This window comes from Synergistaceae bacterium, from assembly GCA_017444345.1.
Taxonomy (GTDB): Bacteria; Synergistota; Synergistia; order Synergistales; family Aminobacteriaceae; genus JAFUXM01.
Map to the genome: position 1 here is coordinate 1 of JAFSWW010000074.1, position 9960 is coordinate 9960.

The 9960-nt window shown below is 39.6% G+C and carries 7 protein-coding genes; 6 read left to right on the forward strand and 1 reads right to left on the reverse strand.

All coding sequences use genetic code 11. The features are described from left to right. Window positions 1–240 precede the first annotated feature (240 nt). Window positions 241–2586 (reverse strand): DNA polymerase I, encoded by a 2346-nt coding sequence (locus IJS99_05115; GenBank protein MBQ7561194.1) that lies wholly within the window; start codon window positions 2584–2586, stop codon window positions 241–243. A gap of 288 nt (window positions 2587–2874) precedes the next feature. Between IJS99_05115 and IJS99_05120 the strand changes: the two genes are divergently transcribed. The 6 genes from IJS99_05120 (at window position 2875) to IJS99_05145 (ending at window position 9895) form a co-directional block, all read left to right on the forward strand. Continuing rightward, a complete protein-coding gene (locus IJS99_05120) occupies window positions 2875–3873 on the forward strand; it encodes a hypothetical protein (protein ID MBQ7561195.1) in 999 nt (332 codons plus the stop codon). A 98-nt stretch (window positions 3874–3971) separates the two neighbouring features. Beyond that, window positions 3972–5357 (forward strand): FTR1 family iron permease, encoded by a 1386-nt coding sequence (locus IJS99_05125; GenBank protein ID MBQ7561196.1) that lies wholly within the window; start codon window positions 3972–3974, stop codon window positions 5355–5357. A gap of 61 nt (window positions 5358–5418) precedes the next feature. Continuing rightward, window positions 5419–6003, forward strand: coding sequence for an iron transporter (locus tag IJS99_05130; GenBank protein ID MBQ7561197.1), 585 nt, complete (start codon window positions 5419–5421; stop codon window positions 6001–6003). Window positions 6004–6146: 143 nt separating this feature from the next. Further along, window positions 6147–7355 (forward strand): DUF2318 domain-containing protein, encoded by a 1209-nt coding sequence (locus tag IJS99_05135; protein MBQ7561198.1) that lies wholly within the window; start codon window positions 6147–6149, stop codon window positions 7353–7355. A 55-nt stretch (window positions 7356–7410) separates the two neighbouring features. Then, a complete protein-coding gene (locus tag IJS99_05140; protein ID MBQ7561199.1) occupies window positions 7411–8700 on the forward strand; it encodes an ABC transporter permease in 1290 nt (429 codons plus the stop codon). Further along, the gene (locus IJS99_05145) at window positions 8690–9895 is read left to right on the forward strand and encodes an FtsX-like permease family protein (protein MBQ7561200.1); all 1206 of its coding nucleotides are present in this window, start codon (window positions 8690–8692) and stop codon (window positions 9893–9895) included. The genes IJS99_05140 and IJS99_05145 overlap by 11 nt, the downstream gene beginning before the upstream one ends. The last annotated feature ends 65 nt before the right edge of the window (window positions 9896–9960 follow it).

A 9960-nucleotide genomic window follows, 5' to 3' on the forward strand; every position in this document is an offset into this window, starting at 1 on the left:
CGATTATAGCCATGACCCATTTCATTTGTTTACGCAGGAAATTCATAATAGATAAAACCCTCTCTCAAAATTTTATTATCATAATTATAATTACGTATTTCTACGAACTCAAATTTTAGCATATCGGCGTAAATTTTACACACTTGCGAGAGTTTTGCCCTTGTTTTTTTCCGCCGCCGACGGGGTGGGCGGGTGGGAGGAGGCGGCGGACATATATAGCTGTAAAGTTTTAGGGGAGATTCACACACTTGCTAAAGTTTTGCCGGATTTAGTCTCGACTTCAAGATTATTTATTCCCCCCCCTGATGCTTTCATAATTTCGCGTAACATTTGCGCAACTTCTTGAGACTCTGACTCTTTGCACTCACACACTAGAGAGTCATGTACCTGCAAAAATAATTCTCCTTCACAATTTATCATGGCCGTTCTTGCAATGTCGGCCGCTGTTCCCTGTATGGGTGAATTAATTATAGCGCGGTCAAGAGCTGACTTTTTCGCGGGGATCTCGTCAACGGGTCTGATTCGGCCTGATAGAGTCTGAGTATAACCCCGTGATTTTGCTTGAGTGATTATATTATCGATAAAATTTTTAACGCTCGGCACTGCGTCAAAGTAACGAGTCATAATATCTTTTGCTTCCTGCCGAGAAATATCTAATCTTTCAGCCAGCCCGAATGAACTCATACCGTAAAGCAGCCCGAAATTTATCATCTTTGCGGCCCGTCTTAATTCGCTCGTAACAAGTTCAGGAATTACACCGAATACCCATGAAGCTGTTTCCGTGTGAATATCGCGTTTATTATTGAAAGCCTCAATTAATTTTGACTCGCCGGACATGTGCGCAAGTATTCGCAGCTCGACTTGTGAATAATCAGCCGAGACGAAAATATTTTCAGGATTTACAGGAATCAAGCCCGATTTTATTTCATTTGCCCAGTACCCGAATGCGGGAATATTTTGCAAGTTCGGATCTCTGCTGCTGAGTCGTCCCGTTCCTGTCATAGCCGGTTCAAATGTCGTATGAATTATCCCGTTTGAGTCCGCCGCTCTCTGAAAAGGTATAACAAAACTTGTGAGCATCTTTGTTAATTCCCTGTGTTCGAGCAATAATTTCGGAATCTCTGCGCCCGGACATGATATATTATCAGAAATTTTTGCGAGCCTCTCAAGGACTCCCGAATCTGTTGCGTAAGAATTGCCGCTTTTAGTCATTCCTTCAGGGGTAAAGCCTAATTTTTCAAATAAGAGCCATGAAACTTGCTGCGGTGAGTTAAGATTTATTCTGATTCCTGCTGTATTAGTGATAGTTGACTCGATTTCAGTTATACGCGATTCTAGTTTAACTTGAATGCTTGAAAATTTCTCGTGATTTATTCTGACACCGTGAGACTCCATTTTTGTCAAGACCGGAATCAATGGCAAATCTATATTATTCATTATATATTGCAAATTATTATATGACTCGATTTCTGTTTCAAGAGTGCTGGACATTTCCGCGAGAGTTTGTCCCGGATTGCTGCTTTCTTTAATGAATGAGGCTATTTCAGGAAATTTTCGCGCTGTCATGTCAGGATGTAACAAGTAATAAGCCGTCTTCAAGTCCCATAAATTTTTATGCGAGTCAAATAATTCGGGATGATGTGTAAATTCTGCTTTATAGTCAAGAGTCAGAGTCTCAGCTTGAGGCATTACAGAAATTTTTGCGCTTGTATTATTAATTTCGAGTCTTTGAGGCGGAGTCTTAATACTCCCGATTCGATTTAATACACGAGTCAGGCCAAGTCTGAAAGCTAATTTTTCTGCGTTGTCAAAATCTAACTTGCGATTTATGCACTGATTCAAGAATTCATAATCTCCCGTGAAAATGTCTTCTTTTAACCTGATAATATTATCGCGGGTCCATTTTGCGGCATCGAGCCCATAGTCCTGAAGTTTTTTGCGCTGGCTCTTAGGCAGATCATCAAGTGAAGCAAATATATCTTCTAAAGTTGGATATAAAGCTAAAATCTTAGTCGCTCCCTTATCGCCGACTCCGGGGACTCCTTTCACGTTGTCCGACTGGTCGCCCACTATTGCGAGATAATCAGCAAATGATGACGGCATAAAACCGTGTTCTTTCTTGAATAAATTAACGTCGTAGATTTCCGCAAAAGTTACTCCGTGTTTAATGGGACGCATTAATTTTATACCAGTTCCGAGCAGCTGCATTAAATCTTTATCGGACGAAATAATTATGACTTCATGTCCCTGTGATTGAGCGAGCCTAGCAAATGACGCTACAACATCATCAGCTTCTACACCTTCACGAATAAGAACACTACAGCCGAGATAATTTAATAATTCTTCCAAAATAGGGAGTTGAATTATAAAATCTTTTTCAGGGGGAGTGCGATTTGCTTTATATTCTGGTAAAAGTTCGTGCCTGAAAGTCTTCCCGCGAGCGTCAAATACAGTTATCGTACAATCCGGCATTAAATCATCCTGAACGCGGAATAACATATTTATAAATCCCACGATCATCCCAGTCGGAGTCCCGTCCGGAGCAGTGAGTCTAAATTTTACAGCTCCAAATCCCCTATGTGCCAAGCTATGGCCGTCAATGATTACGAATCTTTTAATGGCAAATCACCCTCGCAAAAATTTTTGAGTAAATTATATTGCGTGTGCTACAATTTTTGAAAGATTTTATTTGCGAAAATTTATGAGTCAAGAAAGCAATTTTACTAATACATTTACTAATACAAAAAGTTAATATAATCTATTCATTTACAAGACTTCACAGAGATAAAATTTTTTGTTGTATAGCAATTTTTTTGCGAGAAATTTTTCTTGCTTGAATACACTATAATATGCGCTGAAGGAGTGTATTTTTTTGTGAGTGAGAAATTTTCAAGTTTTGCAGACTTCCTCGAACAAACCGCGAATCAAGACAGGCAATTTTTACGGAGCGATGAACTCTACAAAATTCCCGAGTCTGTCAACGCGCTCGCAAATAGTTCCGGAGGCTGGATAATAGCAGGTGCAGAAATTGACTCACAGGACAATATAATAATTTCAGGACTCGACGAGAATATAAAAATTTTCCGGCCTGATACGCAAATATTTGACTCGCCAGCAAGAATTATAATATTCCCAGTTGAGAGTCTTTCTTGGCACGATAAACCGCAAAATCTCAATAAAAAAATTTTCCGCCGTGTTGAAGGAATTAATTTAATATCAAGCAAATTTTACAGCTCGTTAATGGCCGCTGACTCTCTTGAATTCTCGCGCGATGACTTCCCAGTTGATAATATTTCTCTTGATGACGAATCTATTAAAAAATTTCGTCTCACTGTCATGAAATTTCACGAGCAATATAAATATTTGACTCATAAAAATTTTTTGCGAAAAACTTTTATATATTCCGGTAAGTACTTAACTTTTGCGGGGGCTTTGATGTTCGGTGATTTATTGCGAATCCGGGCCGAACTGAATAACAACGGACAAATTATATCGCTCGAATCAAAAAATATCTGGCGTGCATATTCTGAAATTTTGCCTAGACTGACTTTAAAACTTTCTGACAGGTGCGCAGATTCCTTCAGAGAAATATTTATAAATTCGCTCGTTCACTCTGATTATAATATTGACAATCATATAAATATCACTATAAATTCACGGCCTGCACGAGTAATAATAAATAATCCCGGCACGATAAGAGGCATCACACGAAATTTGCGGCTTCAAAAAATTTTCTCACTTGCTGGAATTCGCACGAACGGACTCGACTTTATAAAACTTTATGATAAATCTTTCAAGCTCAATCAAGACATGTTAAATCTAAGAGTCAGCGCGACTCTTTCACTTGAAGGCAGGAAAATAATTTTATTATAAAGTTTGCATGCATTAACAAAATTTCTTGACTGCTAAATTAATCACTGCTAAAATTTTCACGTAATAAAAAGTTTGATACATAATAAAATTTTTCAACAATAAGGAGATTGACTCAATTGTTCAGGAATAAACGAGCATTTTTGCTTGTGCTTGTGATTTGTGCGCTGATTTTTTCGAGTGTGAATGAATCTCAGGCCGCGAAAAAGAAAAAACGTTATGACGACTGGCGCGGGGTTGCTGCTGACATGGCACTTGAATTTAACGCAGCGATTGAAGATGTTAAAGCCGACAAATATAAAGACGCTTATAATCACGTGAACGACGCATATTTTAAATATTATGAGGTTCAGGGAGTAGAGAGCACTGTAATGTATGCAATCTCGGCAGCAAGAGTCAATCATATCGAGGCACAATTTAGAGACATTAAACACGTTCTATTAGGCAATCAGGAAAAAGAAAAAAGTTTATTGCTCCAACAAATTGAAGATCTCAAGATAAAAGTTTATAAAGACTCAATGGTATTAGACGGGAAGGCAGAAATCAGCGATCCTGACTCTGCAGGACTTGCAATTTACACTGACACAAAAGTTGCTAGACCTGATTTTGCGCAAGTTTCAGAGACTCCGGCTCCGGCTCAAACTCAATCAGACTCACAGCCTGAAAAACGCGCTCCGGTTAATAGGGACTGGCTGACATTCTTGACTGCATTCGGCTTGTTAGTGCGTGAAGGACTCGAGGCGATTCTCGTAATAGTTGCTATTGTCGCGTATTTAATCAAGACTGGAAATAAACACATGCTCAAGGGCGTATATCTCGGCTCATTTGCGGCGATAATTGCGAGCGTGATTCTTGCGTGGGCTCTTGATACTTTAATGGGCGAACAAAGCGGAGTGGCTCGTGAATTGCTTGAGGGCTGGACTATGTTTTTAGCGGTTGCAGTATTATTTTATGTCAGTAACTGGATGCTTTCAAAGGCTGATAATATCGCGTGGGAGAATTACATAAGCGGAAAAGTTCAGCAGTCAATAGACTCAAAAAGTCAGTGGACATTAATTTTTGCGGCTTTTATTGCTGTAATGAGAGAGGGCGCGGAGTTGATATTATTTTACTCGGCAGCTTTCACCGGCGGAATGAGCAATCCCGTTTATATAGCTTATGGAATCGGCGCGGGGATTCTCGTGTTAATTGCCGTCTGGGTAGGATTTAGATATTTCAGCGTGAAATTACCTTTGCGGGCGTTCTTTATGTTCACGAGCATATTATTATTCTTAATGTGTATTTCTTTCATGGGTAAAGGAGTCGTCGAACTCACAGAAGCAGACGTAATAACCGGCTGGACAGTAATTCCCGCTATGAATGGATTTTCCATTGAGATTTTGAGCATTTACGACCGGGCCGAGACTTTGATCCCTCAAATAATGCTCGTTATAGCTGCAATATGGATAATGATTCCGCACATTTTCAGGCGAAAAAAGGATAAATAACCCGTCATGCTAGCTGACTCGGGAAGTTTATAAAAATTTTTGTAGGAGGTAAATATTTATCATGAAAAAATTAATCTTTGCTGTAATGATCTTAACACTTGCATTTAGTGCAGCAGCTTTTGGAGCTCAAGCCGTATCAGTCAAGCCCGGCCAAGCAGGTTTTGAAGAGATTCCCATCGGTGAGACTCAGGTCGGCCCCTATAACGTAGCAGCTGTATATTTTCAGGCAGTCGACATGTACCCGGCCGGTAAAAACCCTTCAAAGGAAGACTCAGACATGCATTTGGAGGCAGATATTCATTTGAAGCCAGCAGACGCAATTGCATACGGATTCGGCAACGGTGAAGACATTTGGCCGGCATATCTCACAGTAAAATATGAGATCGCGAAAATTGACGGCAAAGTCGTAATGGACGGCTCATTTATGCCCATGAATGCAGACGACGGCCCCCACTATGGAGCAAATATCAAAAAAGGTCTTCCCGTCGGTGTATACAAGCTGAAATTTATAATTGAGCCTCCGACTGATTATTTACTTCATACTGACCCGGAAACAGGAGTCCCCGCGAAAGAGAACGCAAAAAATTTCTTCCAGACATATACGGTCGTATTTGATTGGAATTACACAGGGGAGCAATTGCAATAATAAATCAGCGCGCATAATTCATAAAAATTTAACTGGGAGGCTTTGAGGCGATTCAGAGTCTCCCGAATTTATGTATTAAGGAGGAATCGAAAATTTTAAAGTATCTTGTCGCCGTTACTGATCATTTAGCGGCCTTTGCTTTTATGTTAGGAATAATATATAGTTTTTCACGTAGAAAATTTGTTATTATGGCCTCATTACTGGGAATAATTGCAGGTTCAATAATATTTGCGGTGCGTTTATATGATCCTAGAGGCATGAATTTATTATTAATAGCTTTTAATCGCCGCTTAGTAGTGAGTCTTGCTATAATCTCTATAATTTCTATAATTTTCACGAGCTTGACGGCTTTATTCAGGCAAAAATTTTTATGGCTCGCAAATCTTGTATTATTGTCAATTATGATATTTGCTGCGTTTATGTATTTGTTGCCGCCTATACTGCAATTTACGAGGGAATTTATTTATTTCGGTGAGGCAGGTATAAGCACGAACTCAATTTTGCGCGCGCTGGGTTATTCACTGGGAATATTTTTATGTTTATTAATAATTCTTTGCGGCTATGAAGTCCATAAATCTTTGAATACTGCGACTCAGAGTTATATATTTGTGCTCGTGTCATTAATTATATTTGCGCTTGAATATTTTGCGGCGGCCGTTGTTGCTTTACAAAAATTGAAAGTATTAAAAATTTCTGACTCGTTCATGAATATTTCAGTGTTTGACGTTATGATTTGGCATGACTCGAACCCTAACGCGTTTTTATTCGCTGAACTCGGACTCGCTGTCATAATGTTAATATTTGTGATAATTACTCATTTAAGGCCGTCTCACTCATTCCCGAATAAGGCACTATTACGCAAGGAAAAAGCAAGATTGCGAGATTCCCGCCGATGGTCAATGAGTCTGGCAATTTTCGGAACGCTGGCAATTTTTGTTGTTACTGTCTTGCACTATTACGACACAAAGCCCCCCGTTGAGATTCAGCCTGAGCCCTATGATATAGAAAACGGGATAATTTCTATAAAGCTCGAAAATATTTCAGACGGTCATTTGCATAAATTCTCGTATGTTACACCGAACGGCTATGATGTGAGATTTCTTGCTGTCAAGAAACCTGCGGGTAATGCTTACGGAGTGGGACTCGATGCCTGCGAAATTTGCGGGATTGCGGGATATTTTGAGCGCGGTGATGAAGAAGTCGTCTGCAAACGCTGTGATGTAGTCATGAATAAGAATACTATAGGATTCAAAGGCGGCTGTAATCCTATACCGTTTGATTATGAGATAAGAGAAGGCAAAATTTTTATAGATGTGAAAGTTTTAGAGGCTCATGAGAAGAGATTTAAATAATTATGTGCGATTAACATAAAAATTTTTACATGAAAAGAGGCATAAATATATAAAAATGTTCTGGAGAATGGTAAGTAAAACTCTGATTCGTCAAAAAAGTAAAATGTTAATGATCGCTTTCACTGTAATATTAGGAGTCTCGCTCTCTACTGCTATGATGAATGTAATGTTAGGAGTCGGCGACAAGGTTAATCGCGAGTTAAAAGTTTACGGCGCAAATATCACAGTCAGGCACAAGGACGCGGCACTAATGAGCGATTTATACGGCTTAACTGGACTCGGAGTAAATGATAAATTTTTACATGAAGAAGATATTTTGAAGCTAAAAACAATTTTCTGGGGATTTAACATTCTTGATTTTGCCCCTATGTTGGACGGACACGCTATTATGCAAATAAACGGCAGAGTCGCCGGTGATGTATCATTATTAGGAACTTGGCCGGAGAAACACGCAATTTTGTCAACTGGTGAAGAGTTAAATACAGGTTTAAAATCTTTGCGCACATGGTGGGACGTTAAAGGCGAATGGCTTAACGAGAAAGATTCGGACGCTGTAATGATAGGGAATTTGCTGGCCTCAAAAAATAATATACACGTCGGAGATTCTATAACTTTAATAAATAATGGCCTCGTCAAAAATTTTCGAGTCAAAGCTATATTCAATGACGGCGGGAATTCAGACTCAAAAATTTTAATGCCGCTTGAGTCAGTTCAGGAATTTATGAATTTACAGGGCAAAATTTCAAATATTGAAGTCTCAGCACTCACTACACCCGATAATGATTTAGCGAGAAAGGCAGCGCAAGATCCTAGAAGTCTTTCACCCGACGAATACGAAACATGGTACTGCACGGCATATGTCAGCGCGATATGTCATCAGATTCAGGAAGTAATAAGGGACGGAGTCGCAAAACCTGTTAGACAAGTTGCCGAGTCAGAAGGTACGATTTTGAACAAGACGACATTATTAATGATATTGATTACTATTTTAAGCTCAATCGGGTCGGCCCTGGCAATCTCAAATTTAATCACAGCGAGTGTAATAGAACGCAGTCAAGAATTAGGCTTGTTAAAGGCTCTGGGTGCTTATAACTGGCAGATTGCTTTACTCGTACTCGTTGAAGTAATGATGACGGGTTTATTTGGCGGCGTGCTCGGTTATTTTCTGGGAATCGGGTTTGCACAAATTATCGGGCAGACTGTTTTTGGCTCATATATTGAGATTGCTAGAATGGTAATTTTGATTGTAGCGATAATATTATTCTTTGTAACTTTAATAGGAAGTATTCCCGCGATTCGTTATTTAATGGCTTTGAAGCCTACGGAGGTTCTACATGGCAAATAGACAAAAAATGTATATTAAAATGGTAACGAGTTCACTAATCCGCCGAGCATCAAGATTAATTATTGCAGTTCTCGCTATAGCAATTGGAGCTACAATTTTATCGGGACTAGTTACGATTTATTATGACATTCCCGAACAGTTAGGCCGTGAATTTAGATCTTACGGAGCAAATTTGATAATACTTCCTAGAGGTGAAGCAAAGATTACACGTGAAACTCTTGACTCGTTAAAAAATTTAATCGGAATTAATAAACTCGTCGGCATAGCTCCATATCGTTATCAGACGGTAAAAATTAACGAACAGCCATATATAATCGCCGGGACAGAATTAGATCAAGCGCAAAAAAATAGTCCCTTCTGGTACATAGAAGGCAGCTGGGCAGACTCACGAGAAAATTTGCAGGTCATGATCGGCCACGAAATAGCGGAGACTCTAAATTTAAAGCTCGGTGATTCTTTCACAGTACAGGGCGTTAAATACGGCGAACAGGCTCAAGCGTCAGGTCAAAATCTTTCAGCAGTAGAGAATCAAAAAAGGGATTTAGCGCGTCAAAATTTTCACAAGTCTTTTACAGTCAGGGGCATTGTCTCAACCGGTGGAGCTGAAGAGGGATTTATTTTTGCGGATATTGACATGTTAAATAATTTAATCGGCGACACTTTTAGAGCTGACGTTATAGAATGCAGCGTAATAGCAGACTCTCAGGAACTCGAAAAAATTTCAGCAAAAATTGAGCATGATTTACCCGATCTACAGCCCCGTGCAGTAAGAAGGCTGACTCAATCGCAGGATATAGTCTTAGGAAAATTGCAGGCTCTTGTCTTGCTTGTTACAGTTGTAGTATTAATTATTACTATGATTTCAGTATATACGACCATGATGGCAATGGTAGCAGAGAGACGGCGGGAGATCGCGCTAAAAAAGGCACTCGGAGCAGAAAATAAATTTGTCATGAGTGAATTGCTGGGTGAGGGCGTTTTGCTGGGCTTTATAGGCGGCGCATTAGGAGTCTGGCTCGGCTTTGAATTTGCCCAGAGAGTGAGCTTAAATGTTTTCGGGCGGGCTATAAATTTTCAGTGGGCATTGATTCCGGTTACTATAATAATATTTATAGCAATAACTGTAATGGCCTCGATTATTCCCGTCCGTAAAGTAATGGATATACACCCGGCAATAGTTCTTAAGGGCGAATAAATTATGTCGACATATGAACGCAGCAGAAAATTTTACGCATTATTCTACTCCCACCCGCCCACCCG